General features: G+C 66.4%; 27 protein-coding genes and 1 pseudogene. 6 read left to right on the top strand and 22 right to left on the bottom strand.

What is annotated here, in order from left to right; genetic code table 11:
* The first annotated feature begins 115 nt into the window (after window positions 1-115).
* Complete coding sequence (locus LDZ21_RS31085; protein WP_011178411.1) at window positions 116-790, top strand: DNA adenine methylase; 675 nt, start codon at window positions 116-118, stop codon at window positions 788-790.
* 1 nt (window position 791) lies between these two features.
* Here the strand turns inward: LDZ21_RS31085 and LDZ21_RS31080 are convergent, their stop codons facing one another.
* From LDZ21_RS31080 to traJ, 8 genes are all read right to left on the bottom strand, one after another.
* Window positions 792-1,643, bottom strand: a complete 852-nt coding sequence (locus tag LDZ21_RS31080; protein WP_011296189.1) for a recombinase family protein — start codon at window positions 1,641-1,643, stop codon at window positions 792-794.
* Window positions 1,644-2,131: 488 nt separating this feature from the next.
* The gene (locus LDZ21_RS31075) at window positions 2,132-6,478 is read right to left on the bottom strand and encodes a zincin-like metallopeptidase domain-containing protein (RefSeq protein WP_011114055.1); all 4,347 of its coding nucleotides are present in this window, start codon (window positions 6,476-6,478) and stop codon (window positions 2,132-2,134) included.
* Window positions 6,479-6,481: 3 nt separating this feature from the next.
* A complete protein-coding gene (locus LDZ21_RS31070; protein WP_006122510.1) occupies window positions 6,482-6,871 on the bottom strand; it encodes a protein TraD in 390 nt (129 codons plus the stop codon).
* Between the two features lie 21 nt (window positions 6,872-6,892).
* On the bottom strand, window positions 6,893-8,956 hold the full coding sequence (locus LDZ21_RS31065; protein WP_011114056.1) for a DNA topoisomerase III: 2,064 nt from the start codon (window positions 8,954-8,956) through the stop codon (window positions 6,893-6,895).
* 11 nt (window positions 8,957-8,967) lie between these two features.
* The gene (gene traF / locus LDZ21_RS31060; protein WP_006122512.1) at window positions 8,968-9,504 is read right to left on the bottom strand and encodes a conjugative transfer signal peptidase TraF; all 537 of its coding nucleotides are present in this window, start codon (window positions 9,502-9,504) and stop codon (window positions 8,968-8,970) included.
* Window positions 9,501-11,414 carry a type IV secretory system conjugative DNA transfer family protein gene (locus LDZ21_RS31055; RefSeq protein ID WP_000694765.1) on the bottom strand — a complete coding sequence of 638 codons (1,914 nt, stop codon included), beginning with the start codon at window positions 11,412-11,414 and terminating at the stop codon, window positions 9,501-9,503. Before LDZ21_RS31055 ends, traF begins: the two co-directional genes overlap by 4 nt.
* On the bottom strand, window positions 11,411-13,651 hold the full coding sequence (gene traI, locus LDZ21_RS31050; RefSeq protein ID WP_011114057.1) for a TraI/MobA(P) family conjugative relaxase: 2,241 nt from the start codon (window positions 13,649-13,651) through the stop codon (window positions 11,411-11,413). The genes LDZ21_RS31055 and traI overlap by 4 nt, the downstream gene beginning before the upstream one ends.
* Window positions 13,652-13,685: 34 nt before the next feature.
* Window positions 13,686-14,060, bottom strand: coding sequence for a conjugal transfer transcriptional regulator TraJ (gene traJ / locus LDZ21_RS31045; RefSeq protein WP_000426567.1), 375 nt, complete (start codon window positions 14,058-14,060; stop codon window positions 13,686-13,688).
* A gap of 373 nt (window positions 14,061-14,433) precedes the next feature.
* On the opposite strand from traJ, the gene LDZ21_RS31040 reads away from it, so the two are divergent.
* From LDZ21_RS31040 to LDZ21_RS31030, 3 genes are read left to right on the top strand one after another with little or no spacing between them, the layout of a single operon-like run.
* Window positions 14,434-14,832, top strand: coding sequence for a TraK family protein (locus LDZ21_RS31040; RefSeq protein WP_001127128.1), 399 nt, complete (start codon window positions 14,434-14,436; stop codon window positions 14,830-14,832).
* Complete coding sequence (locus LDZ21_RS31035; protein ID WP_011114058.1) at window positions 14,832-15,557, top strand: PRK13886 family protein; 726 nt, start codon at window positions 14,832-14,834, stop codon at window positions 15,555-15,557. The genes LDZ21_RS31040 and LDZ21_RS31035 overlap by 1 nt, the downstream gene beginning before the upstream one ends.
* A complete protein-coding gene (locus tag LDZ21_RS31030; protein ID WP_000718516.1) occupies window positions 15,557-15,997 on the top strand; it encodes a conjugal transfer protein TraM in 441 nt (146 codons plus the stop codon). Before LDZ21_RS31035 ends, LDZ21_RS31030 begins: the two co-directional genes overlap by 1 nt.
* Before the next feature lie 202 nt (window positions 15,998-16,199).
* Here the strand turns inward: LDZ21_RS31030 and kfrC are convergent, their stop codons facing one another.
* The 13 genes from kfrC to LDZ21_RS30965 all read right to left on the bottom strand — a co-directional run bounded on the left by kfrC (window position 16,200) and on the right by LDZ21_RS30965 (window position 24,277).
* A complete protein-coding gene (gene kfrC / locus LDZ21_RS31025) occupies window positions 16,200-16,853 on the bottom strand; it encodes an IncP plasmid survival protein KfrC (protein WP_000826922.1) in 654 nt (217 codons plus the stop codon).
* 28 nt (window positions 16,854-16,881) lie between these two features.
* The gene (gene kfrB, locus LDZ21_RS31020; protein WP_000664557.1) at window positions 16,882-17,229 is read right to left on the bottom strand and encodes an IncP plasmid survival protein KfrB; all 348 of its coding nucleotides are present in this window, start codon (window positions 17,227-17,229) and stop codon (window positions 16,882-16,884) included.
* 170 nt (window positions 17,230-17,399) lie between these two features.
* Window positions 17,400-18,431 (bottom strand): DNA-binding protein, encoded by a 1,032-nt coding sequence (locus tag LDZ21_RS31015; RefSeq protein ID WP_011114059.1) that lies wholly within the window; start codon window positions 18,429-18,431, stop codon window positions 17,400-17,402.
* A gap of 178 nt (window positions 18,432-18,609) precedes the next feature.
* Entirely contained in the window at window positions 18,610-19,659 is a 1,050-nt protein-coding gene (locus tag LDZ21_RS31010) for a transcriptional repressor gene korB (protein ID WP_011114060.1), read from the bottom strand.
* Window positions 19,656-20,420, bottom strand: a complete 765-nt coding sequence (locus tag LDZ21_RS31005; protein ID WP_011114061.1) for a ParA family protein — start codon at window positions 20,418-20,420, stop codon at window positions 19,656-19,658. The genes LDZ21_RS31010 and LDZ21_RS31005 overlap by 4 nt, the downstream gene beginning before the upstream one ends.
* Window positions 20,417-20,725 carry a transcriptional regulator KorA gene (locus LDZ21_RS31000; protein WP_011114062.1) on the bottom strand — a complete coding sequence of 103 codons (309 nt, stop codon included), beginning with the start codon at window positions 20,723-20,725 and terminating at the stop codon, window positions 20,417-20,419. The genes LDZ21_RS31005 and LDZ21_RS31000 overlap by 4 nt, the downstream gene beginning before the upstream one ends.
* Window positions 20,726-20,831: 106 nt before the next feature.
* The gene (locus LDZ21_RS30995; protein WP_011114064.1) at window positions 20,832-21,161 is read right to left on the bottom strand and encodes a DUF2761 domain-containing protein; all 330 of its coding nucleotides are present in this window, start codon (window positions 21,159-21,161) and stop codon (window positions 20,832-20,834) included.
* 1 nt (window position 21,162) lies between these two features.
* Entirely contained in the window at window positions 21,163-21,489 is a 327-nt protein-coding gene (gene kleE / locus LDZ21_RS30990; RefSeq protein WP_011114065.1) for a KleE stable inheritance protein, read from the bottom strand.
* Window positions 21,490-21,697: 208 nt separating this feature from the next.
* On the bottom strand, window positions 21,698-21,934 hold the full coding sequence (gene kleA, locus LDZ21_RS30985) for a stable inheritance protein KleA (RefSeq protein WP_011114066.1): 237 nt from the start codon (window positions 21,932-21,934) through the stop codon (window positions 21,698-21,700).
* A gap of 157 nt (window positions 21,935-22,091) precedes the next feature.
* The gene (gene korC, locus LDZ21_RS30980) at window positions 22,092-22,349 is read right to left on the bottom strand and encodes a transcriptional repressor KorC (protein WP_011114067.1); all 258 of its coding nucleotides are present in this window, start codon (window positions 22,347-22,349) and stop codon (window positions 22,092-22,094) included.
* Between the two features lie 16 nt (window positions 22,350-22,365).
* Window positions 22,366-23,574, bottom strand: coding sequence for a hypothetical protein (locus LDZ21_RS30975; protein WP_011114068.1), 1,209 nt, complete (start codon window positions 23,572-23,574; stop codon window positions 22,366-22,368).
* An 11-nt stretch (window positions 23,575-23,585) separates the two neighbouring features.
* Window positions 23,586-23,804 (bottom strand): hypothetical protein, encoded by a 219-nt coding sequence (locus LDZ21_RS30970; protein WP_012478187.1) that lies wholly within the window; start codon window positions 23,802-23,804, stop codon window positions 23,586-23,588.
* Between the two features lie 44 nt (window positions 23,805-23,848).
* Entirely contained in the window at window positions 23,849-24,277 is a 429-nt protein-coding gene (locus tag LDZ21_RS30965; RefSeq protein ID WP_011114069.1) for an antirestriction protein KlcA, read from the bottom strand.
* A 172-nt stretch (window positions 24,278-24,449) separates the two neighbouring features.
* On the opposite strand from LDZ21_RS30965, the gene LDZ21_RS30960 reads away from it, so the two are divergent.
* A complete protein-coding gene (locus LDZ21_RS30960) occupies window positions 24,450-24,713 on the top strand; it encodes a type II toxin-antitoxin system RelB/DinJ family antitoxin (RefSeq protein ID WP_011114070.1) in 264 nt (87 codons plus the stop codon).
* Window positions 24,700-24,981 (top strand): type II toxin-antitoxin system YafQ family toxin, encoded by a 282-nt coding sequence (locus tag LDZ21_RS30955; protein WP_011114071.1) that lies wholly within the window; start codon window positions 24,700-24,702, stop codon window positions 24,979-24,981. Before LDZ21_RS30960 ends, LDZ21_RS30955 begins: the two co-directional genes overlap by 14 nt.
* 1,121 nt (window positions 24,982-26,102) lie before the next feature.
* Here the strand turns inward: LDZ21_RS30955 and LDZ21_RS30950 are convergent.
* Window positions 26,103-26,774: pseudogene (locus LDZ21_RS30950) on the bottom strand (Tn3 family transposase); the annotation flags it as partial.
* Between the last annotated feature and the right edge of the window lie 49 nt (window positions 26,775-26,823).

The raw sequence follows: 26,823 nt of genomic DNA, 5'->3' as shown, positions 1-26,823 counted from the left end.
CTCCAGCAGCTTCGCATCGTCGGCTCTGACGATGCAGGCCCGGCCGGCTTCCCTTGACAGCATCGCCATTTCTGACGATGCTGGCCAAGTCCCGATTTACTCCAGGAAGAAGGCCATGAGATACCCCGGCGGCAAGGGCGGTGCCGGCGTCTACCAGACGATCATCAACAACATCCCGCCTCACGACACGTACATCGAAACGCACCTGGGCGGCGGCAACATCCTGGAGCGCAAGCGGCCCGCTGCCCGCAGCGTCGGCATCGACGTTGATCCCGAGGTGATCGAGGTCTGGCAGCAGCTCGACGTGCCCGGCCTGGAGCTGCACCACGGCGACGCCGTGGCCTGGCTGGAGTCCCACCAGTTCACCGGCTCCGAGTTCGTCTACGCCGATCCGCCCTACGTGATGGACAGCCGGCGCGGCGGCAAGCTATACCGCCACGAATACGACGACGCCGACCACGTGCGGCTGCTCGACGTGCTGGCCGGCTTGCCGTGCGCGGTGATGGTGTCGGGCTACAGCTCAACGATCTATGACAGCTCTCCCTTGGCGTCATGGAGAACCATCGACTTCAACGCGATGACGCGCGGCGGCATCGCTATCGAACGGCTGTGGATGAACTACCCCGAGCCGGCCGAGCTGCACGATCTGCGCTACCTCGGCAGCAACTTCCGCGAGCGCGAGCGCATCAAGCGGAAGAAAGCCCGCTGGCAAGCGAAGCTCGCCAAGCTCGATCCGCTGGAGCGGGCGGCGATCATGGAATGCCTGCGCGAGCTGGAGGCGGCCGAGTAGGTCACGCCTGCGCCTGGTTGTGCAGCGCCCATACGCGCTTGACCTGGCTTTCACTGCACCCGGCCAGCCTGGCCGTCTCTGGAATGCTGTGGCCTGCGCTGCGCAGCGCCACGATGCGTTCATGCACCTTTGTGTTGGCCTTGCGGCCGGTGTAGCGGCCGGCGTCCTTCGCCAGCTCGACGCCCTGCCGCTGCCGCTCGCGGCGATCCTCGTAGTCGTCGCGGGCCATCTGCAACGCCAGCTTCAAAAGCATGTCCTGGATCGACTCCAGCACCACCTTTGCCACGCCCTTCGCCTCGGCGGCCAGGTCGGATAGATCGACCACGCCAGGGACAGCCAGGCGCGCGCCCTGGGCGCGGATCGAGGCCACGAGGCGTTCGGCCTCGGGCAGCGGCAGGCGGCTGATGCGGTCGATCTTCTCCGCAACGACGACTTCACCGGGTTGCAGGTCGCCGATCATGCGCAGCAGCTCGGCGCGATCGGCGCGAGCGCCCGAAGCCTTCTCGCGGTAGATGCCGGCGACGTAGAAGCCGGCGGCCCTGGTGCTCTCCACGATGGCGGCCTGCCTGGTCAAGTCCTGCTCGTCGGTGCTGACGCGCAAGTAGATGCGCGCGACCTTGAAAGCGACGCCGGCGGCCTGGTGCTCGGTCGGCGTCCGCATGATGCGGTCGGCACCTTCGACCAGGCCATCGCCGCCGACGCGCAGCGGTGGCGTCTTGGCGAGCGCCTGGCGCGCTGCGCGTGACTGGCGCGGCATGGCCGCAATCTGTGTTTCCTGGGCGGTGCGCGGCGTGATGATCGCGCTGCGCTTCGCCTTGGTCTTGCCTGGGAAGTAGCCGTTGCGGCTGGTCATGGGTTCCTCCGGTCATTTTGGGTATACGCAAAGTGTCCGGTCATGCTACCCCCGGCCAAAAAGGCCGTCATGCGATTTATCTTGGCCGGGTCGTTATTGGCGGGTCTAAATGGCCGCTCCGTGGATCTCATCGCCAGAAATGGCGATGCGAGATCCAGGGCAGGGCGGCCGCCATCGTCAGACCTGGCGATGGTCGACGCCGGCGCGCATCGTCGGATGTGGCGATGCGAGCTCGAGGTCGGTGGCCACCGCCGGCGACCTGGTGCCATCGTCGGCAATGGCGATGCTGCAGCTCGACGTGCGCGGCCTGGTCGTCTCGGCATCGTCGGATGCGGCGATGCTCGAGCGAGGCGAAAAAAAACCGCCTCGGGGTGTCCGAGGCGGCAAGTCTGCATGCGGTTCAGGGAGGAAGAAACCGCGCCGGCGATCAGGGAGGAAAACCGCGCGGCCTGATGTGCAGCTCGGCCACTTTAGCCGGATTTTTCGACTTATCCGATGCGAGCGGCCCGCCGTGGGCGCTGCTCGATCTGCTGTTGCTTTTTCTCGACGTGCTTCTGCTCCTGGTGCTGCTGCTCGTCGCGCTGCACCTGGCTGATGGCCGCGCCGATCTGCCGCTTCACGCCCTCGATGCCCAGCTCGCTCTTGTGCGCCAAGTCGTTGAAGTCGGTGTGCTGCTTCATCGTGGACAGCGCCGCGATCTGCGCGCCGCTCAACATCGACGCCTTGAGCTTGGCCGCCTCGTCGCCGGCCAGCTCGACCTTGCCGGCGGCGGCGTCGGCAAGGCGCTGCTCGGCGCGCAGGTGGGTCTTGAAGCTGTCGGGCGTGATGGCGGGCAAGTCGCGCGGGTAGGTGTTCTCGGCCGGCGCGAAGATCGGGAAGATCGCCTTGCCGCCCACGGCCTGGGCGGCCGCCTCGGCCTTCTCCCGGCCGGGGTTGTTGCCGTGGGTCATGACCAGGTGCCGGTCGTCGTCGCCGGCGATGATGATCGGCTTGTCCGGGAACTTGGCGTGCAGCGCCTTCGCCACGGCCTCAAGGTTGCCGCTGTCGAAGGCGGCGACCGTGGCGTGGCCCACGGCCTCGGCCACCTGGGCCGCCGTGGCGTAGCCCTCCGAGATCACCAGCGCCGGCGCGGCCGCCAGGGCGTCCATGCCGCCGACCGGGTGGAAGCATCCTTCCTTCTTCGAGTCCTTGGCGAACCGCTTAGTGCCGTCCTCCTGGATGTATTGCATCGTCCATTGCTTGCCCTCTGCGTCGAAGGCCGGGATGTAGGTCTTCTGGCCTTCGCGGTCGGTCATCACGCCGGCCTGCGCCTGGATGCCTTTGGCTTGCAGGTAGGGCGTCGGCTGCTCGATGGGCACGAGGTCGGCCATCTGCCGACCGACGCGCTGCGCGGTGGCCTCCTGGGCCTTGTCCTGCTCGACGGCTCGCTGTGCCAGCTTCTCGGCCGCCTCGGCCTGGAGCTTGGCCTTCTCCTGGTCGCTCAAGGCGTAGCCCTTGCTCTTCCAGGTAATGTCCGTGCCGGTCTTGTTGTTGATGATCCGCCCGGCCGGGTGCCCGTCCAGGTGGCCCACGTAGAAGCCATCGAGCGCGCCCTTCTTGCCGCCCTCGACCGGCACGCGGTGCCGCTTGCCATCCATGATCGGGTGATCGCCCTGGGCGTTGCTGCCGGTGAACAGGCCGGCGCTGCGCATGGCCTCGGCGAACTCTTCCCTTGGCGTCATCGCTGGCCCTTGCTGGGCCTGCACGTTCTCGGGCTTCCAGCGTTCGAGCTTCGCCGCGTCGGCGCGCGGGCCGACATACCAGGACTTCGCGGCCTTGTCCCAAAGCGCGCCGGCGGCCTTGGCCGCGTTGCGCTGCTCGTAGGGCACGGCCAGGTACTGGCGGGCCTGCTGGGCCTGCTGCGCGGGCTTCTGCGCCTCGCCCTGGGCTTCGGGTGCCGGCTGGGCCGAACGCGGCTCTACGGCCGCTGTAGCGGCTCCCTGCGCCCATTTGGCGAAGGGAGCGGCATCGGTGCCCGGCGGCACGTACCAGGACTGTTGCTGCCGATCCCAACGCGCCCCGAGGCTCTTGGCCTCGTCCTTCTCCTTGTACGGCACGTTGATGTACTGCCGTTCGGGCTTCTCGGCCTGCGGCTGCGCCTGCTGCCGCTCGCGTTCCTGGCGCTCCAGCTCGGCCGCGCGGCGCTGCGCGTCGCTGTCGTTGAGCATGGCCGACGCCTCGGCGGTCTTGCGTGCCTCTTTAGCGGCTGAAATGTCCTCTTCGGTCGCGTTGGGGTCGCGCCGTACACGCTCTTCCTGCACGCGGGCCAGCTTGGCGGCGCGCTCGTGCTGGTTGTCGGTGCCCAGCGCATCGACCAGGTGCAGGCGCTCGGTCAGAGCCTCGGCCTGGCCCTCGGTGCGGGTGCCGGCGACGAAGGCAAAGGCGTCCTCGCCGAACTGCGCATCGGCCTTGCGCGCGTAGACCTGGAACGCCTGCGGCTCGATGCCGGCCTGGGCGGCATCGACGGTCTGGCCGTCCTGCTCGGCCACGCCGACGATGCGCAGCTCTCCGCTCCAGTCGGGCGGCAGCTCAACGCCAAGGTGTTGACGGGTCGCGTCGGCGAACGCCTGGCCGTCGATCTCGCCGGCGGCGAGCTGCCGGCGCGCGGCGGCGGCCTGCTCGATGCCCTGCACCGCGTCGGCAGGATGGGCGGCCAGCAGGGCGGCCGCCTGGTCGTTGGTCGGTGGGGTCATGTTCGCCTCCTGGTCTGCGACGGCCGCTTGCTGCTGGGTCAGCGCCGGCAGGGCCATCAACTGGTCGGGCGCGTAGTTGTTCAGCTCGTCCAGGCTGCGAACCTGGTGGGGTTCACCGTCCTGGTCGTGGAACGCAAAGATGCGCTGGCCGTCGCTCCACCTGGCTTCGGCGTCGATGCTCGACACGATCTGTTCGCCGTGCTGCTGGAGCTGCTGCGCGAGGTGGAGCTGTTCGGCCATGTTGGCGAACTCTTGCGCCAAGCCCTTGCGCTCCAGGTAGGCGTTGTCGGTGTCGGTGTGGCTCGGGTCGATGCCGAACACCGGCGACAGCCGGTCATGCGCGACCGCGTAGAACTGCTCGGGATCGGTGCCGGTGATGCTGCCCACGGTTTCGAGGCCACGGCTGCGCAAGGCGTCTTCCAGGGTGTCGCCCTGGAATGCCTGGTAGTGGCTGAAAGACACGTCCGGGTTGTCCAGGACTTCGGCAATGTCCACGGCCAGGGCCTGGGCCACGGCTTCGTCCTGGGCCTGGCTCTGCTGCTGGTCTTGCTCCTGAACCTGCTTCTGCTCGAAGGCCAGCACGTAGTCGTGAATCTTCTCGGCATCGGCGGCCGCGCGGAACACCTCCAGCGGCTCGTCTTGCAGCGCCTTGATCCACGAACCCACATAGGCGGCGTGCTGGCCCGGATCGTGGCCGATGCCCAGCTCGTCGCCGACGATCATGGAAGCGATTTCGGCGCGCAGCTCTTCCTTGGCGTACCCCTCGCTCCCGAACGGGTGCGCCAGGTCGCGGTCAAGGCGCGAAGCGTGGCCCGTCCAGTGGCCCAGCTCGTGCAGCGCGGTCGCGTAGTAGCGGTCGGAGCTGGGGAACTGGCCGCGCTCCGGCAGGGTGATGCTGTCGGTCGAAGGGCGGTAGAACGCCCGATCACCGGCGGCGTGGGTGATCGTCGCGCCCGAGGCTTTCAGGATGTGCTCGGCGCGCTCGACGGCGTTCCAAGTCTGTTCCTTCTTCGGCTGGAGCGGCGGCAGGCCGTCGATCTGCTCGCCGTTGAACACGGTCGCAAAGAACACGCGCGGCCGCTCCAGCATGACGGTTTCCTTGACCGGCTGGCCCTTCGCATCGAGGACGGGCCGGCCGCTGTCGTCCAGCTTGTCTTGCTCTTCGCTGAACTTCCAGTATTGAACCGGCGTGCCTTTCTCGCCCTTGCGAACCTGCGCGCCCACGGCGGCGGCCTGCTTGTAGGTCATCCAGCGCGCATCGCTGCGGCCCTGGGCCATCAGGTGGATGGCGTTGATCCCTTTGTACCGCTTGCCGGTGGTCGGGTTCATCGGCAGGTAGGCGTTGGGTTCGCCCGGCTCCCACGGCTTTTGCCACGGTGCGGTGCCGGCCTTGAGCTGCTCGATCAGCTTTTCGGCCACGACTTCGTGAAACGGCTTCTTCGGCTCCATGTTCTCGTCCCTTCGGAATAGCTCGTTGAACTGAGGGAAGTTCTGCTGTGTCCGGGAACGGTCGCGCAGGCCCTGGGCGACCATGCACACGATGTTGTGCAGGTCGTCGGCCTGCATGGGCCGCACGCGGGCGATGCAGGTTTCCGTGAATGACTGTTGGCCGCGCTGCTGCACCTGGTCGGCGACCTGGTGCTGGCTCGGCTCGATGCCCTCGCAGTGCAGGGCAAACACTTCCTCGGCGCGCACGTCCAGGGACTGGCCGGCATAGCGCCGGTTCACGTCATCCCATAGCGGCTTGAGGGTGGGTTCGTTGCGGGCGGCCGCCAGGCCGTCCAGCAAGGCGCGCTTCTCGCCCGGCGCGAAGGTGTTGGCCCCGTAGTGGCCTAGCACCTCGTGCCGCAGCGTCATCAGTAGGTCGCCGGCGCTCTCGACGTTCTGCAAGGGCACGTCCACGCGGCCACGGTAGGCGCGGCCGGCGTGCAGCGTCTCCTTGGGCACGTAGCCGCCCTTCATGTCGGCCGGCACCTCGGCCGCTCGCGGCCCGTACAGCTCGGCCGCGTCCTCGCGGAACTTGTAGGCCAGCTCCAGCGCGCCGGGGTAGTCGCGGACGAAAGCCCGCGTCACCCCTTGCGCCTCGGCTTTCGTGATCGGCATGGGTCAGCCCTCCGACGCCTTGCGCGCGGCGGCCTGGGCAACCGTCTCGCCGGGCCGCAGGTCGTACAGCTCGCGGGCGTTCGTGGTGGTGATGAACGGCGGGATGTCGGCGCTCGGGCCTTCGTCGTCCAGGAATGCCGGCTCCAGCGCGCCATCGACTTCCACCAGGTCGTCGCCGCTCGCGGCGGCGTCCTGCTCGGACAGCGCGTCCTCCACGAACGCGCCCACGCGCTCGGCTTCGTCGGGGTCGAACTCGACCTGGAAGCCGGGCGTCAGCGCGTCGGCCATCTTCTCGCGCACGGCCTCGCGGCCGGCGGCGTCGTCGTCAACCGGCGGCAGGACGGCCAGCGGCTCGTCGTGGGCGGCGGTGTTGGTGGTGGTTTGCTCGTTCATGGTCGATCTCCTTCGCTGTGGTCATTCGGATGCCGGGCCGTTGCGGCCCTTGCTGTAGTCGGGCCGACCCTTGAGGTCGGGGTAGGTCTGCTTGCATGTGGGGAAGTTGCTGCAACCCCACCAGAATTGCCCCTTCTTCTTGCTCGGCCGGCGCGACAAGCCGCTGCCGCAGGCCATGCACTTGTGAAGGGATGACACCGGCGCGGCTTCCTTGCCGCCGGCGATGGTCACGGCTCCGCTGTTGGCCTTCGCCACCTGGTCGCGGATGAACGTCTCTTGCTTCGTGATGAAGGCGTCCAGGGCGGCCGTGCCCTGCTCGACGCCTTTCAGCATCCGCTCGTAGAGCGCGGTCAGCACCGGGCTTTTCACAACCTCGGGCAGCGCGTCGATGACGCTGCGGCCGAGGGTCGTGCTGATGATCTGCTTGCCTTTGACGGCCAGGAACTCGCGCCGCTTCAACTCGGAAATGATCGACGCACGGGTGGCCGACGTGCCGATGCCGTCGCCCTCGCGCAGCATCTTCTTGTGCTCGGCATCGCTGACGAACTTGTGGATGTTCTCCATCGCGCGGATCAGCGTGCCCTCGGTAAAGCGCGCTGGCGGCTTCGTCTTGGCGTCCTTGCGGGTGGCGTCCGTGCAGGTCACGGCGTCGCCCTGGGCCATCGACGGCAGGGCCTGCGTGCCGCTGTCGTCGTCCTCGTCCTTCTCGCCTTCCTCGTCGGCCTGGCTGTACACGTCACGCCAGCCGTTGCGCGTGACTACCTTGCCGCTCGCGGCGAAGTTCTCGCCCGCGATCTCGACGCCCACGGTGGTCTGCATGTACTCGTGCAGCGGGTAGAACTGCGCCAGGTAGGCGCGCACGATCAGGTCGTAGATGTTGCGCTCGCGCTCGCTGAGGGCGGCCTTGCTGCCCTTCTGCATGGTCGGCACGATGCCGTGGTGCGCGGTGATCTTCGAGTCGTCCCACGTCTTGGACTTGATACGCGGATCGGCACCATCGACCAGGCCGGCCAGTTCGGGGTTGACGTGCTTGATCGCCTCCAGCACGCGCGGCGCGTCGGCGTGCTGCGACTCCGGCAGGTAGGCGCAGTCGGTGCGCGGGTACGAGGTCAGCTTGTGCGTCTCGTAGAGCGCCTGGCAGGTGTTCAGCACGTCCTCGGCGCTGTAGCCGAACTTGGCCGAGGCCAGTGCCGTAATGTCGGACAGGGCGAAGGCCAGCGGCTGGTTCTGCTTCTTGGCCTCCTGTTTGTACGCGGCGATGGTGCCCGGCTGGCCCTTGACGGCGGCCACCAGGGCGTCGGCGACGGCGGTATCGACAAGGCGGCCTTCGCTGTCCAGACCGGCTTGATCCTCCTTCGCCTTCCATGCGGCGGCGAAGCTGCCGCCGGCGTGCTGCACCACCGCCCGGATGGTGTGGTACGGCACGGCCTTGAATGCCTCGATCTCGCGGTCGCGGGCGACCACGAGGGCCAGCGTCGGCGTCTGCACGCGGCCCACGGTCAGCAGGGCGCGCGAGCCGCCGCGCTGCGCGCGCAGCGTGTACGCGCGGCTGAGGTTCATGCCGATCAGCCAGTCGGCGCGCTGCCGCCCGCGTGCAGCGTCGGCCCAGCCTGCATAGGTGGTGTTCTCCTTCAACGCGGCCAGGCCGCGCTTGACGGAAACGGAGTCCTGCGCGCTCACCCAAAAGCGGCGCACCGGCTTGCTGTTGCGGAAGTGCTCCAGCACTTCGTCAACCAGCAACTGGCCTTCGCGGTCGGGGTCGCCGGCGTTGACGATCTCCTTGGCCTCCTTGAGCAGCTTGCCGATCACGGCGAGCTGCTTCTTCGCGTCGTCCTTGGGCTTGAGAATCCAGCTCTCGGGGATGATGGGCAGCTCATCGACGCGCCAGACCTTCTTGCCGGACTGGCCGCGCGGCACGTCATCGGGCGTGTACTCGTCGGGGTCGGCCTGTTCGAGCATGTGCCCGAAGCACCAGGTCACTTTGTCGGTGCCGCACTCGATGAAGCCGTCGCCCTTGCCGGTCGCGCCCAGCTCGCCGGCGATGGCCTTGGCGACGGACGGCTTTTCTGCGATGAAAAGGCGCATGGTGTGTCTCCCTACCAGGTGATGACCGGACGGATCACGGTCTTGATTTGCGAACGATTGATCGGGCCGAAGTAGCGGCCGTCGAAGGATGTGGCGCTCACGTCCGACATAAGCAGCACCTCGGAATTGCCGAGCGTGTAGCTGTTGGACTGATAGCGCGGCAGCGGCCGACCGGCCTTGTCGGCCTTGATCGGCGCGCTGAGGGGCAGCAGCTCGCCGTTGACGCGCACGCCGTCATCGGCGACGGCGACGGCATCGTCTTTAGCGGCTAAAACGCGCTTCATCATGTAGCCGTAGCCGCCCTGGCAGAAGCCGGCCCCGATGTAGCCCCTCTCCTTGGCGTCATCGAACACGCCGAGCTGCGGCGGGCAGAAGAGGACGTAGGCCCCCTTCTCCACCGGCGCGCTGCTCGTCCAGTACAGGCCGACCGGAATGCTCTTGGTGGTGTTCACGCGGGCACCGGCGGCATAGCCGCCGGCGGCCAGCAGCAGGGCGGCCACGCCCGCGATGACGACGCCTGCCGCGATGCGTTTCAGGATGCGGCTCATATCGTGATGCCCTCCCCTTCCGTCTCGGCCTGTGCGACGGCGCGCAGGCGGTCGCTGACCTTGGGCGCAGGGATCGCGGCGCGTGCCGAGAACACTGGGTCTTTGAAGTACAGGGGTTGCTTGCCGTAGATCGCCGGGTAGCCCGCGACGTAGATCACCATGTCGCCGGCTTCTTCGATCTCGCCCTGGGCGTTCTTCTTTGGCCCCGGCATGCGCAGGCATTCGTCGGGCGTCAGCAAGGGCCGCTGCACTTCCTGGTAAGTGCGCGACACCTGGCCCAGCATCGCCGCCGTGCGGCGGCCGCTGGTCGTGATCTGCTCCTTCACCACGGTGGTCTGCCCGGTGAGGCGGGACAGGTGTTCGGCCGTCTCGACGCGGTTGGGCGGGTAGGCGTTCTGCACGTGGCAGTTCGACGTGATGCTTTCGTCGTGGCCGTAGCCCGTCTCGCGGCTCTTGAGCTGGTTAATGTCCTGGCAGATGAGGTAGCACTTGATGCCGTAGCCGGCCACGAAGGCCAGCGACTCTTGCATGATCTCCAGCTTCCCGAGGCTCGGGAACTCGTCCAGCATCATCAAGAGCCGGTGCTTGTAGTGCGCCACCGGCCGGCCGCCCTCGAAGTCCATCTTGTCGGCCAGCAGGCGCACGATCATGTTCACCATGACGCGCACCAGCGGCCGCAGGCGGGCCTTATCGTTGGGCTGGGTGACAATGTAGAGGCTTACCGGGTCGTCCTCGTGCATCAACTGCTTGATGCGGAAGTCCGACCGGCTGACGTTGCGGGCCACCACGGGGTCGCGGTACAGGGCCAGGTACGACTTGGCCGTGGACAGCACCGATCCGGCTTCTTCCTCGGGCCGATCCATCATGTCGCGGGCCGCCGAGCCGATGGCGTGATGGTTCTGGCCGTCTACGTGCCCGTAGGTCGCCATTTCCATCCAAAGCTCGCCAATGTCCCGGTTCGGGTCGGCCAGCATCGCATCGACGGACGGCAGCGTGGCGGTGCCGCCATCGTCCTTGGCCTTGTACAGCGCGTGCAGGATCACGCCGACCAGGAGCGCGAAGGCGGTCTTCTGCCAGTGCGAGTCCAGGCCCTTGCCGTCCGGGTCAACGATCAGCGTGGCAAGGTTCTGCACGTCACCCACCTCGTATTCGGTGCCGAGGCGGATTTCGTCCAGCGGATTCCAGCAGACGCCGCCCGAGGTGCTGGCCGGCTCGAAGCGCAGCACCTTGTTCTTGGCGTGCTTCTGCCGCCAGCCGGCGGTCAAGGCCCACAACTCGCCCTTCAAGTCGGTGATGACGCTGCTCGCGCCCCACGACAGCAGCGTGGGCACCACCAGGCCGACGCCCTTGCCCGAGCGCGTGGGCGCGTAGGTCAGCACGTGCTCGGGGCCGCTGTGCCGCAGGTAGAAGAAATTGCCGTCCTTGTCCTGCCAGCCGCCCACGTACACGCCGGTAGCCGTGGGTGCGGCCTTGCCGGTGACGATCTCCAGGACGTTGCGCTCGCGTGGCAGCAGGCCGGCCGCCTGAATGTCCTTCTTCTCGGCCCAGCGGGCCGAGCCGTGCAGGTACTCGTTCGCCTTCGAGCTGTTGGACGTGACGACCTTCGCCACGGCCACGCCCAGCAGGCCCACGGTCGAAACCAGCATCCCCATGCTGCCGGCCTTCATGATCTCGTCCGGGTACTGGCTGTACCACTTGTACGTCCAGTGCAGGATCGACCAGGGCGCGTACACGTGGCCCACGTTGGGGCCGAGGGTCGCGTGATAGGCGAACGTGTGGGCGAAGAACTGCGTCGCGGCCTGGAGGCCGCCGACCATCGAGGCCGCGCCCAGCACCGGCAGCAGCTTGCTCGGCTTCGGTTTGGCGGTTCGGACTTGCGGCCCTACCGCGTTGTTCATCTTGATCTTCATCTACTCCTTCCTTTCGACGTTTTGATGGAGCCTTTCGCGGTGATCGAGACGGCATCGCCGACCGCGATGCGCGTCAAGCGCCGGGCCGTGGCCTGGTCGATGGGCATAACCATGACCTCATCACCTCGTTTCAAGAGGGCCAGCGCCTGGCCCTCGATAGTCCTGGTGCCCTGGAACGTGAGCGCACCATCACCGGCAGTATATCGGGAATGCTTCGGTATATCGAAACCTTTTAGGCGCTTTGCCTCGCGTTCGGCGATGTACTTGTCGGCGGCGGCGACGCCCGGCGGCGTCTGGCCTACTCCTGTTCCTGGCCGAGAAATTCCCCGTCGCAGTGCGTGATCTGGTTGGGTTCCTTGCTGCTCCACGTGACGAGGAACATCACGCGGCAATAGCACTTCACTTCCGCCGGCGATGCGAACCACACCGAGTTCGGACAGTGCTCGCAAACGGTGCTGGCTTTGGGGCGGCGGTTTTCTTCCAAGGCGTCCAACGTCGGGCTTCCGGTGGACGGTGGCGGCGTGAAGGCCGGCGTCGGCGCGGTCGCCTCGGCCGGCGGCTGGCCGGCCGTCGCCTGCTCGGGCGACGGCTGCGGCTCCGGTAGCGTGCTGGTCGGCAGCGGGCCGCTGTCCAGGGCCGCCAGCGCCGCGTCCAGTTCGTCCTCGATGCTCTGGTCTTTCGGTTCGCTCATGGGTGTTCTCCTTGTTCAAAAGCGCCTGCCGCCGGCTCTCAAGAGCCGGATCGGTGAAGGTGATGGGTAGCTGGGAATCGACGGCGGCGCGGATCATCTGCGCCTTGAACTCCACCGTGCCGTTGACGGTGATGCGGTTGCCGTAGCGTTGCATCGCCAGGCGCAGGGCTTCTTGCAGCCCTTCGCGCGTGGCCTCGCGGGAGACTTGCAGGCGGTCACCGTCATCGCGCACGGCGCTCATGCCGGCGCGGAAGATGATCGTCCCCTTCTTCGTGATGTTGTCCACCGCCGGCGCGTGGCCGGGCTTCGCCTGGCCCTCGCCCCGGATGGTGTTGCCCTTGAGGCCCTGGGCCGCCTCGCGGGCGCGCAGGGCGGCCAGGGCGTCGGCGCCGCCGTGCTGCGCCTCCTTCTTGAGCCAGTCGGCCCACGTGCGCCGGCTGTGCTCGGCGTAGAGGGCCGTGCGCTCCTGCTGGAACTGCTTGTTGATCGCCTGGAGTTCGCTGCGCAGGGCCTTGCTCGCCTGGGCGTACAGCAGCTTCTTGTTCGCGCGGCCCTCGCCGACCACCTTAATCGTGGCGCGGCGCAGGCGGTTCGACCTCTTGGCCGCCTCGATCAGCCGATCCTTGCGATGCCGGGCGCGCTCCAGGGCCTGGGCGCGCGCCGTGGTCAAGCTCTGCTGCTCGGCCTTGTACTTCGCGTACAGCTCCACGGTGTTGACGCGAAGGCGGATGGGGTCTTTGCGGTACTGCCGCTTCGCGGTGGTTTGCGCCTGCCGTTCGGGCGAAGCCTCGAACGGGCCAAGCCGCGCCTCCAGGCTCGGCTTGGAAAGGTCGCGGGCTACTGTGCTCGCCTTCACCATCGTTCCGTCGCCGGCCTCGAACACGAGGCCATTGGCGCGGACGCGCAGCTCCATTCCGTTGTCCCGCATGACCTGGTGCAGTTCCTGCCAGGACTGCGCGCCCTTGATCTCGTCCAGGCACTCGCGCTTGATCCAGCCGACCAGGCTTTCAACGCCGGCATGCCGCTCCATGTCGGCGGCCCGGCCCTCCGCGCCGCGCTTGCGCGGCTCGTGGTTGTCGCGCTCCAGGCCGTAGTCGCGCTCCAGGGCCGTGCAGAGTTCCGCCAGCGCCCGGTGCGGGTAGTACGGCTCGTGCATCGTGTGCCGCGTCGGGTGAATCTTGTTGATGGCGATGTGGATGTGCAGGTTGTCGGTGTCGTTGTGGACGGCACTGATTCGCTGATGCTCGCCATAACCCAGCCCGACGCAGATGCGTTCCTCAATCGCGCGCAAGGTGTCGGCGCTGGGCTGCTCGCCGGCCCGGAAGCTGACGATCAGGTGGTAGGTCTTGTCGCCCTTCGCGCGGGTGTTCGTGTGCTGGGTCGCCAGCACCTCCGTGATGGCGTCCTGGATGGAACCGGCTTCGCAGTTCGTCGCCTGCACGTGGCCCAGCCGGTGGTCTTTGCTTTGGGCGTCGGTGATGTAGTTCGCCAGGCCCGCGAAGTCGCTCTTGCCAAGCGAGCGCATCGGCACGTGCTTGGCGATCATGGCCGCCCCTCCGGCTTTTTAGCCGCTAAAGAAGTCAAGGCTCGGCCCTCGGCTGAACCACGGCCTTCATGATCCGGCTCATTTCGTCCTGGGTGGCCTCGATCCGGCCCAGCAGGGCCAGGATGGTCGCCTCGCCGAACTGGAGCGTTCGCACGTCATCGGTCAGCCAGAGCTTGAGCAGGCCGCCAAGGCGGCCAAGGTCGCCGTTGACGCGCACCAGCTCGCGCACGTGCTGGTAGTCCATGACGCCCTTGATCTGGTAGCCCTGGCCCACGTCGCGCAGATAGCGCGCCACGCTGACGCCCGCCCTCTTGGCGTTCGCCTCGATCTCGTCTTTCTCTTCGGGGAACACCGGCACCCGCAGGTGCTGCCGCCGCCGGCGGCCGTGTTCCTTTTCGTCGTTCTCCATGCCTCGCCTCGTCTCTCATGCCGGCGGTAGCCGGCTGCCTCGCAGAGCAGGATGACCCGTTGAGCGCCCCCGGCGCGAATAAGGGACAGTGAAGATAGATAACCGGCTCGCCGGTTAGCTAACTTCACACATCCTGCCCGCCTTACGGCGTTAATAACACCAAGGAAAGTCTACACCAGCCATTACGATTTATCCGCAACTATCGCGCTATCAGGCCGCAAAAGCAGCAACGGATATAGCGAAAACCGCCACAATGGCCCATAATGCCGCTATCGAAGCGTGCCAATGCACGCCGATAGCGGACTTTTTGCGTTTCCGTAGCGCCGCTTAGTAGCGTTACATTTGCGATGAGAGGATTAGATGGACGAACACGATGCCAAAGACCTACCCCGAAGAGCTGGCTGAATGGGTGAAGGGACGGGAAGCCAAGAAGCCGCGCCAGGACAAGCACGTGGTCGCGTTCCTGGCCGTCAAGAGCGACGTTCAAGCGGCGCTCGATGCGGGCTATGCGATGAAAACGATCTGGGAGCACATGAAGGAAACCGGCCGGCTGCGCTGTCGGTACGAAACCTTCACCCAGCACGTGAAGCGGTACATCAAGGCCGCGCCGGTAGCTTCCCCGCCGCCTCCCGCCACTCCCCCGGACAGCCAGCCCAAGGGCGCGAAGCCCGAGCCGAAGGCCGCCCCGCCGGCCTCGGAATCCAAGAGTGAGCCGCCCAAGATCGGCGGCTTCACGTTTGATGCGACTCCAAAGAAAGAGGATTTACTGTAATGGCGAAAATTCACATGGTTCTGCAAGGCAAGGGCGGCGTCGGCAAGTCGATGATCGCGGCCACCATCGCGCAGTACAAAGCCGGCAAGGGACAGAAGCCGCTTTGCATCGACACCGATCCGGTGAACGCGACGTTCGAGGGCTACAAAGCCCTCAACGTGCGCCGGCTCAACATCATGGACGGCGACGAGATCAACACCCGGAATTTCGACGCCCTGGTCGAGATGATCGCGTCGGCCGAGGGCGACGTCATCATCGACAACGGGGCCAGCTCGTTCGTGCCGCTGTCGCACTACCTCATCAGCAACCAGGTGCCGGCGCTGCTCCAGGACATGGGCCACGAACTCGTGGTGCATACGGTCGTCACCGGCGGCCAGGCCCTGGTGGACACGGTGAGCGGCTTCGCCCAGCTCGCCAGCCAGTTCCCGGCCGAATGCCTGTTCGTGGTCTGGCTGAACCCGTATTGGGGGCCAATCGAGCACGAGGGCAAGGGGTTCGAGCAGTTGAAGGCGTACACGACCAACAAGGGCCGTGTGTCCGCCATCATCCAGATTCCGGCGCTGAAAGAGGAAACCTACGGCCGCGACTTCGCCGAAATGCTCCAGGATCGGCGCACCTTCGATGAGGCCCTGGCCGATTCGGCGCTCACGATCATGACGCGGCAGCGGCTCAAGATCGTGAAAACCCAGCTCTTCGCCCAGCTCGAAAACGCGGCGGTGCTCTGATGGCGGCCGACGACAAGATCGAGGAGCTGATACGGGAGATCGCGGCCAAGCACGGCATCGCCGTGGGCCGCGACGATCCGATCTTGATCCTCCAGACCATCAACATGAAGCTGATGCAGGACAGCGCATCGGCCCAGCAGGAAATCTTGGACGCCTTCAAGTCGGAACTGGAGTCCATCGCCCACCGATGGGGTGATGACGCCAAGGGAAAGGCGGAAAGGACGCTCAACGCGGCGTTGGCGGCCAGCAAGGACGCCATGACGCGGGGAATGCAGGAGGGCGCGAAGGCGGCCGCCGAGGCCGTGCGGCGTGAGGTTGAGGCGGTGACGGCGCAGCTCGTCGCGCCGATCCGCGAGGCGCGGCGCGTCGCCATGATGAACATGGTCGCGGCCGGCATGGCGGTCGTGGCCGCCGGCCTGGCCCTGTGGGCCTCGCTGTAGATGGCGATGCGGGATCTCATCGTCAGAACTGGCGATGGTCGACCGCGCCGGCGGCATCGCCAGGTTCGGCGATGCTGGCCAGCTCCCGGCATCGTCGCTTGTGACGATGCTGCAGGATGATTCCACCAGGCCCTCGGCGGGCCTCCCTCGCCAGAAATGGCGATGCTCGAGAAAAAAGCCCGGCGACCGCCGGGCTTCGTTTTTATGCGGGCCTGGCTGACAGGCCCAAGGACTGCGATCTCCCTGGCCGCTCCTGGGCCTGGGATTGCTTGCGCTCCTGCTCCTGCTTGCGCATCAGCAGCTCATGCCGGCGGGCGGCCTCGCGCATGGCATCCCAATCGGAAGCCAGCTCGGGGTTCTCGGCGCGCATCTTGCGCGTCGCCAGCTCTTCGATCTTCGGCGAGTGCAGGCCCATGCCTTCCTTGATCTCGCGGACGGCCTCCAGGCGCGCGTGAAGCGTCTGCAAGCGGGCCTGCTGCTGCGCCTGCTGGTTCTGCCAGGCTCGCTTAGAGCCGGGCAAGGAAAGCCGGCCAGGCGCGGACGCCTGGGTCTGCTGCAAACGGGCCTGCTGCCGGTCGATCAGGTTTTCTAGCCTGTCCTCGATGTGCTCCACCTGGTCGTGCTTGGCCTGCACGTAGAGCGCCAGGGTTTCGGGGTAGGACTGCTCGACCGGGGCCGCCTCTAGGGTGGCCTGCTGCTCGATCTCGGCCGCCTGGGCGGCCTCCAGCAAGTCGGCTCCGGTGTCCTCGCGCGAAGCGCCGAAGGCGGCACCGCCGAGGGTGGCCGGCGCGCTGACGCGGGCCGGCTTGGTGGCGCGGCTCTCGGTGCCGCTGCCGGGGATGGTGAGTCGTTTCAAGGGCGTGCCTCCTTTTTAGCCGCTAAAGCTACATGGAGCGCCCCCGCGTCAGTTTCGGGGCCTCTGCGGCGACTGCCGCCTTGCCCTGGGCGTTGTAGCTGATGCTCTTTGCGCTCCCAATTTCAGGTACTTTATCGAAATCTGACCGAGCGTGCATGACAAAGTTCTTGCCGATCTGCTGGTACACGTTGGTGGCGTCGGCATGAACGATCACGCCGGCGTGGGTCTGCTTCTTGTCGGCCGCTTGGGCCGTGTACAGGTTGTAGATGCCGGGCTTCAACGCGCCCGCCTTGTCTACTTTCTGATTCGTCCAAGCGCCGTCCTTTTCGGCCTGAACGATGCGTTGACCGTTCATGACCAAGAGGCGTTCTTTCATCGGGCACTCCTATGGTTGCCGTAGTTCTCAAAAGGGTGATGGTGGCCCCATGCAAGCCGCGCTCCAACAAAAAAGCCGACCTCGGCAAAGCGAGGCCGGCTCTTCCCAGCGGCCGGGTTGTGCGTTTTGTCAGGGTTCCAGGGTAATTTTAAGGAAAACCAACCGATTTATCAGGTCTTTTTGCGTCCGCCGCTGGTCGGATCGGCCGCCCGGCCTTGCGCCATGACGGTTTCCAGGGCCTCCAGCCGGCCGCGAAGCCCGGCCGCTTCCTCGCGGGCCTGGGCAGCGTCGCGCTTCGCCTGGTCGCGCTCGCCCTGGGCGGCGGTCAGCCGCTCGGCCTGGCGGTGTGCCTCGGCCGCCATCGCCTTGCGCTGCTCCTGGTGGGCCTGCTCGGCCGCCTCGGCCTTGGCCTGCACCTTCACCAGCTCCGCGCGCACCTGGTCGCGCTCGGCGGCGGCCGCCTCGGTGGCCTTCCGCTGCTCGGCCTGAGCGGCGCGCGCCTGGTCGGTCGCCTGGTTCGCCCGCTCCAGGTCGGCACGCAGCTCGCCGGCGCGGCGCTCGATCTCGGCGGTACGGCTGTTCGCGGCCGCGAGGTCGGCCCGCAGGGCCTCCACCTGGTCGGCGCTGGCCGTGGCCCTCTCCTGGGCCTTGTCGCGCTCTGCGCGCGCCTGGCGGGCTTCCTGATGGGCGTGATCCAGCTCCGTGCGCAGCTCGCCGGCCCTGGCCTCGGCCGTGGCCGCGCGCTCGCTGGTCGCCGCGAGCTTGCCGCGCAGCTCGTCGGCCTCGCCCTTGGCGGCCGCCTCGACGGCCTCCAGGGCCGCGATGCGGGCCTTGGCCTCGTCCAGCTCGCCGGTGAGCTGGTCGGCCAGCTCTGCGGCTTCCTGGCGCGCTGCTTCCGTCTCCTGGCGCACGGCCTCCAGCGCCTCGCGCTCGGCGGCCAGGCGGTTGTTCGCCATTTCCAGCGCCACGGCCCACAAGTCGCCGCCCAGCTCGGCCAGCTTGTCAGTGATCGCCTGCGGTGCCGGCTCGCGGATCGGGGCGGCCTGGCTGGCCTTGCGTGCGCGCCACTCGTTCATCGCCTCGCTGATGGTGGTGAAGCTGCCGCTGCCGAGCTGCTTGCGCACGTTCGCCAGCGTGGGGTTCTGGCCGGCCGCGTCCAGTTCGTCGGCCACCGCAAATATCTGCTCCTTCGAGATCGCCATGTCGGGCCTCCTTTGGCCGGTTGTATGTTGTAGCGTGAAGCATACTACAACATACAACACTACGCAAGCGGTTTAGCTGAACTTTTTTTAGCGGCTAAAACGCGGGCAAAAAAAGCCCCGCTCGATGGCGGGGCGATGGGTGGGGGTCGGTGGTCGGCGATGCCCGGCGCTGGGCGTGTCAGCCCTCCAGCAGCGCGACAAGCTGCACGGTGCCAAGGTCGGCCTCGAACTCCTGGCCGTCATCCTCGTATTTGAGCCAGGCCCAGCCCTCGGCCGGGGGCCGGCGGTTGAGGATCAGCCGTGCCGGCCGGTCGTCGTGCTTGACCTGGATGATGGCCTTCTTGAGCTTGTCGGGGTCGGCCTCCTTCGGCTCCTTCTTCCCCTTGGCGTCATCATCCTGCGGCCCCTGCTCGCCGTCGCCGGCCTCGGCGTCGGTCTTGCCGGTCAGCGCATCGACGGTGTTGGGATCACGGTCGCCGTCCTCGTGACTGCGCTTGTCCTCCAGGAACTCGCGCAGCAGCTTCACCGAGCCGCGCGTCAGCTCCTGGCTGTCGTCGGCCAGCCAGGCGGCCACCTCGTCGGGGTTCTTCTTGTAGGCCGTCACCAGCTCGTTGATGACAGTCACGTCCTTGCCCCGGCCGCTATTGAACGCCTCGGCAATGGGTTCGGGCAAGTCCAGCAGCGTGACGTGCTGCGTGACGAAGGCCGGCGACTTGCCGATCTCCTTGGCGATCTCGCCCTTCTTCTTGCCCTTCGCCAGCTCGCGGCCGATGAAGTCGGCGATCTCACGCGCCGTCAGCTCGTTGCGTTGCAGGTTCTCGATAACCTGGTCGGCCTCGTTGTAGTCGTTGTCGATGAAGGCCGGGATCGTGGTCTTGTGCGCCCACTTCGAGCCGCGATAGCGCCGCGCGCCGTGGTTGATGAGGTAGCGCCCCGGTGCGTCCGGGTTCTCGCGCACGCTGATGGGCGACTTCACGCCGCGCGCTTTGATCGTCTCGCCGATCTCCGCGATGCTCTCCGGCGAGAAGCCGGGGTTGTCGGCCGTGCGCGGCTGGTGCGGGTCTTCGTCGATCAGGTCAAGCGGCAGCTCCTGCGGGCCTGCGCCGCCGGCGTTGGCCGCCGGCTGCTCGTTCAGCAGGCCGGCCAGGTCGCCCAGCCCGTCCAGGCCCAGCCCGGACGATTGCGGCTTGTCCTGCTCCTTCTTCTTGGCGTTGGTCTTGGCGCTCATTGCGCGATCTCCATCTTCGTGAACACGTAATCCGCCAGCGCACGCACCTCCTGGGTGGCCTTCCGCGCGGCGGTCTTCTTGATCTTCCACACCGGCATCTGCTCGCCCAGCGCCTCGGCGATGCTGTCACGCGCGCCGATGCTGAACGGCAAGATGAGCTGCGGGTATGCCTGCTGCAACGTCGCCAGGTTGTTGACGTGGCGCGGCTTCCGCGCGTCCACCTTGTTCGGCACCATGCCGAGGAAGCGCAGCTTGGGGTTCTGCTTGCGCAGGTTGCTGATGACCGCGACCATCTTCTTCATGCCCTGCAAGCTGTACGCCTCCATTTCGATGGGCGACAGCATGTAGTCGGCCGTCAGCACGGCCGCCGTCATGGCGACGCCAAGGGAGGGGGCCGTGTCGATCAGGCACACGTCGAAGAACTCGCCCAGCGCGGCCACACTGGCCCGCAGCGCGGCGGCCGCCTGGGAAAGCTCCATCTTGTCCAGGTTCGCCAGGTTGGCGTCTGCCGCGATCAGCGCCAGGCCGTCATCCTCCCGGTCAGCGAACCAGGCGCGCAGCTCGTCGCCGCCGGCGGTGAACATGCGACTGGCGGGATAGCCCGAGTCGTGGCCGGCCAGCGTCCAGCTCGCATTGCCCTGGGTGTCCAGGTCGATCACTGCAACCCGAAGGCCGCGCTCCTGGAAGTCGAACGCCAGGTGGCAGGTTGCGAACGTCTTGCCTTGACCGCCTTTCTGAATTGCCGTGACCAGTGTTTTCATGAGTTGGGTTCCTGTTTCCTCTTTCCCTTGGCGTCGGCTTCCCAACGCTTGACGATGAACGCTTGATGCTCCGGCAGTACCGCCGTCACCCGCTCGAAGCCCTGCGGGAGCACTTCCCCCGCCACTGCCCACACGCGGCTGACCGCTTGCGATACCGCCCCCTTGGTCAGCCCCAGCGAGGCCACAAACTCGGCCTGGGGCCTTCCATCGACCAGCACGCCGCGCGCTATGTCGATGGTCTGTTGCCCGATCTCCAGGCCCTTGATCGCCGCCTGGAATTGGGCTTCGGTTAGCCGTTTCTTCATGGAGAACACCCATATAAACTCCACACCCGGTTGTTGAACAAAAGGCGGTGCCAGCCGCCGACCATGTGCAGAAGTTTAGCTAAACTCGCCGCCCGCGTCAAGCGTTTTAGCGGCTAAAAATGGGCGCGTGATCTTCTTTCTTGGCGTTCAACCTGGCCGCGTCAGCGGCACTCATGAAGAACGTCATCAGCGGGCCGACCGTGCGGCTCGAACCGTTGGCAAAGCACACGTCGAACTGACCGCCGGCGGTGTGCGGATCGACGCCTTCCACCAGTCGCCAGGGGTCAAGGCCCCATTCCTCGGATTGCGCGCTGTACCAATAGGCCGGCGCATCGCCGTTCAAGTCGCTGGCCGCGTACTCGCGCACCAGGACGGCCACCCGGCCGGTGTTCGGCTCCACGAATCCCGGCGGGTAGGGTAGGGTCTGTTTTTTCATGTCAAAGCCCCTTCGGCTTGTAGATCGAAACGAAGTAGGTGATCGCGGTCAGCACCGCGAAGTACGCCAGGAACGACCAACCGGCATACACGCCAGGCGTGTTCCAGTGGTAGAGCATCCGCACGAACTGGAAGAAGGTGGCAATCGACAGCACCCACTTGAGGATCGGCCAGACCAGCACGGTCGCCACCCATACGAACTTGACCAGGCCGGCCAGCAGGCCAGCACCGGGGGCCTTGTTGGGGGCAGCAGACGCGGCGGCAGGCTCCACCGGCGCGGGCGCGGCGGGCTGCTCGATCTCCTTGGGGAACTTGATGATGTTGGACATAGCTTGACCCTCCACGCGCTTACGTGTTGAATGCTGGGTGCTCCCACTCGGAAGCATGGTTACGGTGTGCCAGCACCAGGCCAAGCGCCCCGGATCACTCCGGGGCGTTCCTCCACCTGGGGCCGCCCTTGATCTTGCCTCGGCTCACGCAATACTCCTTCTTGGCGTCCTCGATAGGCCCGGCCGTTGCCGACCGGGCCATGTGCTCTTACCAGCCGGCCCGGCGCTTGGCCTGCTCGACGGCTTCCATCGACCAATGGCCCTTGGCCTGCCCCTCCAGGGAGCATCCGGCGAAGTACGCCTTGCCGCGCAGTTCCTCGGCTTTGCACACCAGCTCGGCCGCCTCGGCCATCATGGCCGCGATCTCGTCACGGCGGGCCGGGAAGTCGGTCGCTGCCGCGCCCTCCAGCTCGTCAATCCAGGGCATAATCTTGTTGTCGCTCATCGGACTTTCTCCGGTAGTTGACCTGGGCAATGTGCCCGGCCTTCAAGTGCTATATTAGGGCAAAATGCCCTAACCTGTCAAGCACTTTAGCTAAACTTTTTTCGCTTTACCGGAATCCGAAGGCTAAACTTTAGCCGCTAAAACCTTTCCCTTGGCGTCAATCCTCTTTCCAGATCACGCCCAGCCCGGCCTGGTCGCACAGGATCGCCCATGCCGCATAGGGAATCGGGGTGTCCTCGCCGATCCAGCGGCGGATCGTGCGGTCGCCCTTCGCGCCCAGCCCCAGCGCCTTCGCGGCCTTGCTGCCGCTGAACCCGGCCAGGCGCAGCACCTCTCGGACTTCCTCGCCGGTCGGTTGCGCCCAGCGTTCGGCCGGCTTCAAGCACTCCAGCCGGATATTGGCGTCGTTCGTCATTCGTTCGTTCTCCTGGTCAAGTGATAAGCCGCAACTGGTCGAAGCCGTAGATCGACTGGATGCAGCTCGGGTCTGAATCGACCACGCGCCGGCCTGCGCGATTGGTCTTGTACGTTACCGGCCTGTCGTCGTGCGCCCACACCTGGCGGGTGTCGGGATGCACCTTCACGATGATGATGCGCTTGCCGATGTAGCGGTCGAAAACCGGGTGATGGACGCTCACGATCTCGCACCGCTGGCCGGGCTTGAACTCCACCAGGTCGGCCGGGCCTCCATCGCCATTCCTGGCGATGCTGCAGGTTGCCGCGCTCGCTCGCGGCATCGTTGTTTCCGGCGATACAGGCCCGCCCTCGCCCGGCTCGGCATCGTCGGCTTTGACGATGCTGCAGGTCATCGTCGTTTCTGGCGATGCGGGATCTCGCTCCGGGCCTGCGCCGGTGATTTTTCCCTTGGCGTCCAACCCGGCGGCCCTGGCCGCCTTGATCCTGGTCGCGGCCTCGGCCGCCCAGCGCCTGGCGATGAAGGCCCGATGCGAGGGCAGCACCACATCGACCAGGACGAACCCCGGCGGCACCAGGACGGTCGCCGGTGCGCGCCGCGCCGGCGGCTCCAAGCCGGCCAGCCAAGCGGGCAGGGGAGCATCGGCCAGGCGGTCGCGGTAGCTGGCCTCGACCATCACCGGGCGCTTCTTCTCGGCTCGCTGCGCAGCCAGGATGCCGCGCGCAACCTCGTCCACCGTCATGCAGCCCTGCGCCGTGTCGAAGTGCGAGCGGTAGCCCGTTTCGGAGATAAACGGCCTGTCCAGGTCGATGACGTGGAACTGGAAGTGGGCACCCAGCGGCCCGCCGTAGCCGGCCTCGTACTCCACCAGGGCGCGCATGTCGCCATCCGCGACCAGGAACTGGCCGCGCTGGCCCCACAAGGGCACGTCGCCAGGCACCGCCGCGCAATGGCGCTCGATGACCTGGCCGGGCGCGTCGTGGTCGGCCATGCTGCCCACGTGCGTTCCGCCGTTCATCTTCCAGATGACGGCCTCGTATCGGTCGCTGGCCGCCTCGGCGGCCGCACCGTCACCGCGCATGATCGCCGCGTCGATCTCCACCACGGCCGCCACGGCGGCGGCCAGCAGCTCGTCGCGGTCGGTGGGCAGCTCGGCCAGCAGCTCGGCCGCCGGCGCGTTCCAGTCCTGGCCCGGCTGGGCCGGCGTCTTGCGTTTCTTCGCCATCGGCCGGCCCCTCAAGTGTCAGCACGCCGCCACGCGATCACGTCGCGGGCTTCGTAGCCGTGGCGCTTGCAGTCGTCGCAGAATCCCGAGCTGAACCCCTTGTGGTTCGTGCCGATCCATGCGGCCGGCTTGCCGCATTCGTGGCCGTAGGTGCCCGGCTCGGCGTTGTGGCACTTGCCGTCCGTCGCGTAGCTGTTCGTCGGTGCCTGGGGAGCGTTGTTCCTGGTCATGGTCGCCTCCTGGAAGCCCCGGCCGAAGCCGGGGCCGCCCCTCATCAGTCAATAGCCCGGTAGATCGCGGCCGCCTCGGCGTGGCTGGCTGCGAAGCCGCGCAGGAAGTGATAGCGGTCGATCAGGGCATCGCCGGCGTCCGTGTCGGCGGCCTCGGCCGCGAGCTGACCCAGCGCGAACAGGGTTGCGACAATGCCGGCGGCGTCGGCCGACAACTCGCCTCGGAAGCCGTTGCCGTCCACCTCGATCTCCAGGCGGTCGGCCAGGTCGGGGGCCATGTAAAAACCGCCGTCCGACAAGGTGTAGTAGTGCCAATACGCGCCGCTGTAGCGTTCGCAGAGCCGGCGAAGCCAGGCATACACCAGGGCCTCGCCGCGCATCATCAGACGCGGGCCGAAGTAGGCGGGCAGGAAGTCGAGGCGCTGGGCCTCGGCGACCAGGGAAGCGGTAACGGGTTGCTCTTGGGTGTTCATCGGACTTTCTCCGGTAGTTGACCTGGGCGAAATGCCCGGCCTTCAAGTGCTATATTAGGGCAAAATGTCCTAATCGTCAAGCACTTTAGCTAAACGTTTTAGCCGCTAAACCTTGCCCTTTCCCTTGGCGTGCATTACAATGTAATTCACGAACCCAACCGGAGAACCAATCATGGCTGCAAACCAGCTCGTACAAACGCGCATCGACGGCGCGATCAAGGAAGAAGCGGCGGCCGTCCTGGCCGCGATGGGCCTTACCGTGTCCGACGCGGTGCGGCTGCTGCTCACGAAGGTGGCCCAGGACAAGGCGCTGCCCTTCGAGCCGCTGATTCCGAACGCCACCACCATCGAGGCGATGAAGGAAGCCCGCAAGGGCAAGCTGCCGCGCTTCGCCACCGTCAACGATCTGATGGCCGATCTGCATGCGGCAGATTGAGCGCACCGGCCAGTTCAAGCGCGACTACAAGCGCGAGGCGAAAGGGCAGCACCGGGCCACGCTCGACGCCGACCTGGTGCCCGTCCTGGTCGCGCTCGCCGACGACCAGCCGCTGGAACCTCGGCACCGCGACCACGCGCTGACCGGGGACTGGAAGGATCACCGGGATTGCCACGTCAAGCCCGACCTGGTGCTGATCTACCAGAAGCCCGACGCCGACACGCTGCGCCTGGTGCGCCTCGGCTCTCACTCCGAACTCGGCTTGTGATCGGCGCGGGCCTGGCCCCGCGTCTCACGTTTCATTGACACTTGAGGGGCGCTTTCCGCGCCACCGGCCGAGCTGGCCGACCCCCTTCCTTGGCGTAAAACCTGCGGCGGTGGAGCTGCTGCGATGCTTGAGGATCGCGCGGCCGGTCGAACCGCGGCGACCTGGTTGGGGAGTGTGAGGGGGCTTTGCCCCCTCGCAAGCTCTCGAACTTACTGCCTTCCGCCAGGCGCTTGCGCCTGGCTCTCCTAAGCCGTAGCGCCGAAGGCGCTCCATTGTGGGGTGAGGCCGCAAGGCGGCCGAGGGGCGTAGCCCCTGGGGGGATGGGAGGCCGCTTGCGGCCGGGTGGGATCGAGAAGGGGGGTTTCCCCCCTTCGGCGGCCGGTCATGCTGCGCGGTAGCTTGGGCCGTGTTGCCGTTTTTTTCGCCAGCCTCTGGTTAAAACTACCTGGTTATATAAAAAGGTTATAAAGACGGTTAAAAACCTGGTTAGCATGACCGAAAAACGCGCGTAAACCGTTGTCACGCCAAGGAAAAGCGCGAAGAGGCCGCCCCTCAAGTGTCAATGGATAAGCCCCCCATGTGTCAATACGCTGCCCCTCAAGTGTCAAGAACCGCGCCCCTCAAGTGTCAGTAGGGCCGCCCCTCAAGTGTCAATACCGGGGCAGGGTTCCTAACAGGGTTATCCACAACTTCGGTGGATAACTCCATGCCGATCAGGCACTTAGGCCGCCTCGGCGGCCGCCTGGACGGCTCGACCAGGCCGAAATCGGCCGCTGCCCCCCAAGTGTCAACATCGCGCCGGCCCCGCTGCCCCTCAAGTGTCAACGTCAGGGCTGCGCCGGCCGGCCTCGGCCGACTTGTCCCGAAACTGTCCACAACGGCCGCGCCGGTGGGGCAGGGCAGGGAAGGCCCCGGAAACGGGCCAGGAAGGCCCGTCAGGGCCGCAAAGCCCAGCGGCGAGGGCCACCGGCCCGGTGAGGGGTCTCCTCGTTTTCAGTGCAATAAGTGACGGTACGAAAAGCTAGCACTGGCGCGGAGGTGGTGTTGGTAGATCGTTGATTTCATTGACTTTCCTGTTCACTTTCAAATCTGCGATTCGTGGCGTCAAACCGTGGTCGGTTTCATCCATTGGTGCCAGTTATCGATGCATTTGGCCGCGAAGGCAGGATTTGGTCAGCATAGCGGTCAACCGGGAAGCGAAACACACCCCGCAAGTTGATGCTCTCCAGCCTGGTGGGCGCAATCTTCCCGATCAGTTCCGGTGGAATGACCTGGCGGCGGTTCGACCAGCGATCCAGGACCGCCTGCATCTGTGAGGTATTCCACGCCATCACGATGTTGGCCATCAGGCTCAACGCATCGGCCACAGCCTGCATTTCATCGACACGTTTGGCCTGCGCCGGGCTGATCCGGCCGGTATAAATGGCGCGCTTGAGGGCGTTAACAGCCTCGCCCCGATTGAGCACCCGGCGCAACTCGTTCCTGAAAGCGTCCTTGACAAAGTAGTCAGCCAAAAACGCCGTACGCAGCAACCGCCCCAATTGCACGCCAGCCTCATAGATTGGATCGCCCTGGGCGGCAGAACCGAACCGCGCAAGAGCTGCCACCGCACTGGCATGTCCGCTCATGACCGAGGCTGCCAGGTGCACCAGACTATCCCAATGCTTTTCGATCAAAGCGACGTCGACATTGGCTTCGCACACCGCAGCGATTTCTGCGGGCACTTTGGTGCCGCGTGGCACAAAGAGGTGGCGCTGTTTGAGTTCCTTCAACCGCGGGCAAAGATGCTGGCCGACGAAGCCCTGTACGCCGCCAAGCGCGGAGGACGCAACCGCGTGGCAC

The sequence above is a fragment of the Caballeronia grimmiae genome (genome assembly GCF_022879615.1).
GTDB lineage: Bacteria > Pseudomonadota > Gammaproteobacteria > Burkholderiales > Burkholderiaceae > Caballeronia > Caballeronia grimmiae.
This window is presented reverse-complemented; position numbering and strand designations above follow the sequence as displayed.

Coding starts and splice junctions, on each gene's coding strand:
- LDZ21_RS30970 (WP_012478187.1), bottom strand. CDS start 23,804: ATGACCAGGAACAACGCTCCCCAGGCACCGACGAACAGCTACGCGACG.
- LDZ21_RS30960 (WP_011114070.1), top strand. CDS start 24,450: ATGGCTGCAAACCAGCTCGTACAAACGCGCATCGACGGCGCGATCAAG.
- LDZ21_RS30955 (WP_011114071.1), top strand. CDS start 24,700: ATGCGGCAGATTGAGCGCACCGGCCAGTTCAAGCGCGACTACAAGCGC.
- LDZ21_RS31040 (WP_001127128.1), top strand. CDS start 14,434: ATGCCAAAGACCTACCCCGAAGAGCTGGCTGAATGGGTGAAGGGACGG.
- LDZ21_RS30995 (WP_011114064.1), bottom strand. CDS start 21,161: ATGAAAAAACAGACCCTACCCTACCCGCCGGGATTCGTGGAGCCGAAC.
- kleE (WP_011114065.1), bottom strand. CDS start 21,489: ATGTCCAACATCATCAAGTTCCCCAAGGAGATCGAGCAGCCCGCCGCG.
- LDZ21_RS31055 (WP_000694765.1), bottom strand. CDS start 11,414: ATGAAGATCAAGATGAACAACGCGGTAGGGCCGCAAGTCCGAACCGCC.
- kfrB (WP_000664557.1), bottom strand. CDS start 17,229: ATGAAAGAACGCCTCTTGGTCATGAACGGTCAACGCATCGTTCAGGCC.
- LDZ21_RS31035 (WP_011114058.1), top strand. CDS start 14,832: ATGGCGAAAATTCACATGGTTCTGCAAGGCAAGGGCGGCGTCGGCAAG.
- traI (WP_011114057.1), bottom strand. CDS start 13,651: ATGATCGCCAAGCACGTGCCGATGCGCTCGCTTGGCAAGAGCGACTTC.
- korC (WP_011114067.1), bottom strand. CDS start 22,349: ATGACGAACGACGCCAATATCCGGCTGGAGTGCTTGAAGCCGGCCGAA.
- LDZ21_RS30975 (WP_011114068.1), bottom strand. CDS start 23,574: ATGGCGAAGAAACGCAAGACGCCGGCCCAGCCGGGCCAGGACTGGAAC.
- LDZ21_RS30965 (WP_011114069.1), bottom strand. CDS start 24,277: ATGAACACCCAAGAGCAACCCGTTACCGCTTCCCTGGTCGCCGAGGCC.
- LDZ21_RS31000 (WP_011114062.1), bottom strand. CDS start 20,725: ATGAAGAAACGGCTAACCGAAGCCCAATTCCAGGCGGCGATCAAGGGC.
- LDZ21_RS31070 (WP_006122510.1), bottom strand. CDS start 6,871: ATGAACGAGCAAACCACCACCAACACCGCCGCCCACGACGAGCCGCTG.
- LDZ21_RS31010 (WP_011114060.1), bottom strand. CDS start 19,659: ATGAGCGCCAAGACCAACGCCAAGAAGAAGGAGCAGGACAAGCCGCAA.
- LDZ21_RS31065 (WP_011114056.1), bottom strand. CDS start 8,956: ATGCGCCTTTTCATCGCAGAAAAGCCGTCCGTCGCCAAGGCCATCGCC.
- traJ (WP_000426567.1), bottom strand. CDS start 14,060: ATGGAGAACGACGAAAAGGAACACGGCCGCCGGCGGCGGCAGCACCTG.
- LDZ21_RS31030 (WP_000718516.1), top strand. CDS start 15,557: ATGGCGGCCGACGACAAGATCGAGGAGCTGATACGGGAGATCGCGGCC.
- LDZ21_RS31080 (WP_011296189.1), bottom strand. CDS start 1,643: ATGACCAGCCGCAACGGCTACTTCCCAGGCAAGACCAAGGCGAAGCGC.
- LDZ21_RS31075 (WP_011114055.1), bottom strand. CDS start 6,478: ATGCCGATCACGAAAGCCGAGGCGCAAGGGGTGACGCGGGCTTTCGTC.
- kleA (WP_011114066.1), bottom strand. CDS start 21,934: ATGAGCGACAACAAGATTATGCCCTGGATTGACGAGCTGGAGGGCGCG.
- LDZ21_RS31015 (WP_011114059.1), bottom strand. CDS start 18,431: ATGGCGATCTCGAAGGAGCAGATATTTGCGGTGGCCGACGAACTGGAC.
- traF (WP_006122512.1), bottom strand. CDS start 9,504: ATGAGCCGCATCCTGAAACGCATCGCGGCAGGCGTCGTCATCGCGGGC.
- LDZ21_RS31085 (WP_011178411.1), top strand. CDS start 116: ATGAGATACCCCGGCGGCAAGGGCGGTGCCGGCGTCTACCAGACGATC.
- LDZ21_RS31005 (WP_011114061.1), bottom strand. CDS start 20,420: ATGAAAACACTGGTCACGGCAATTCAGAAAGGCGGTCAAGGCAAGACG.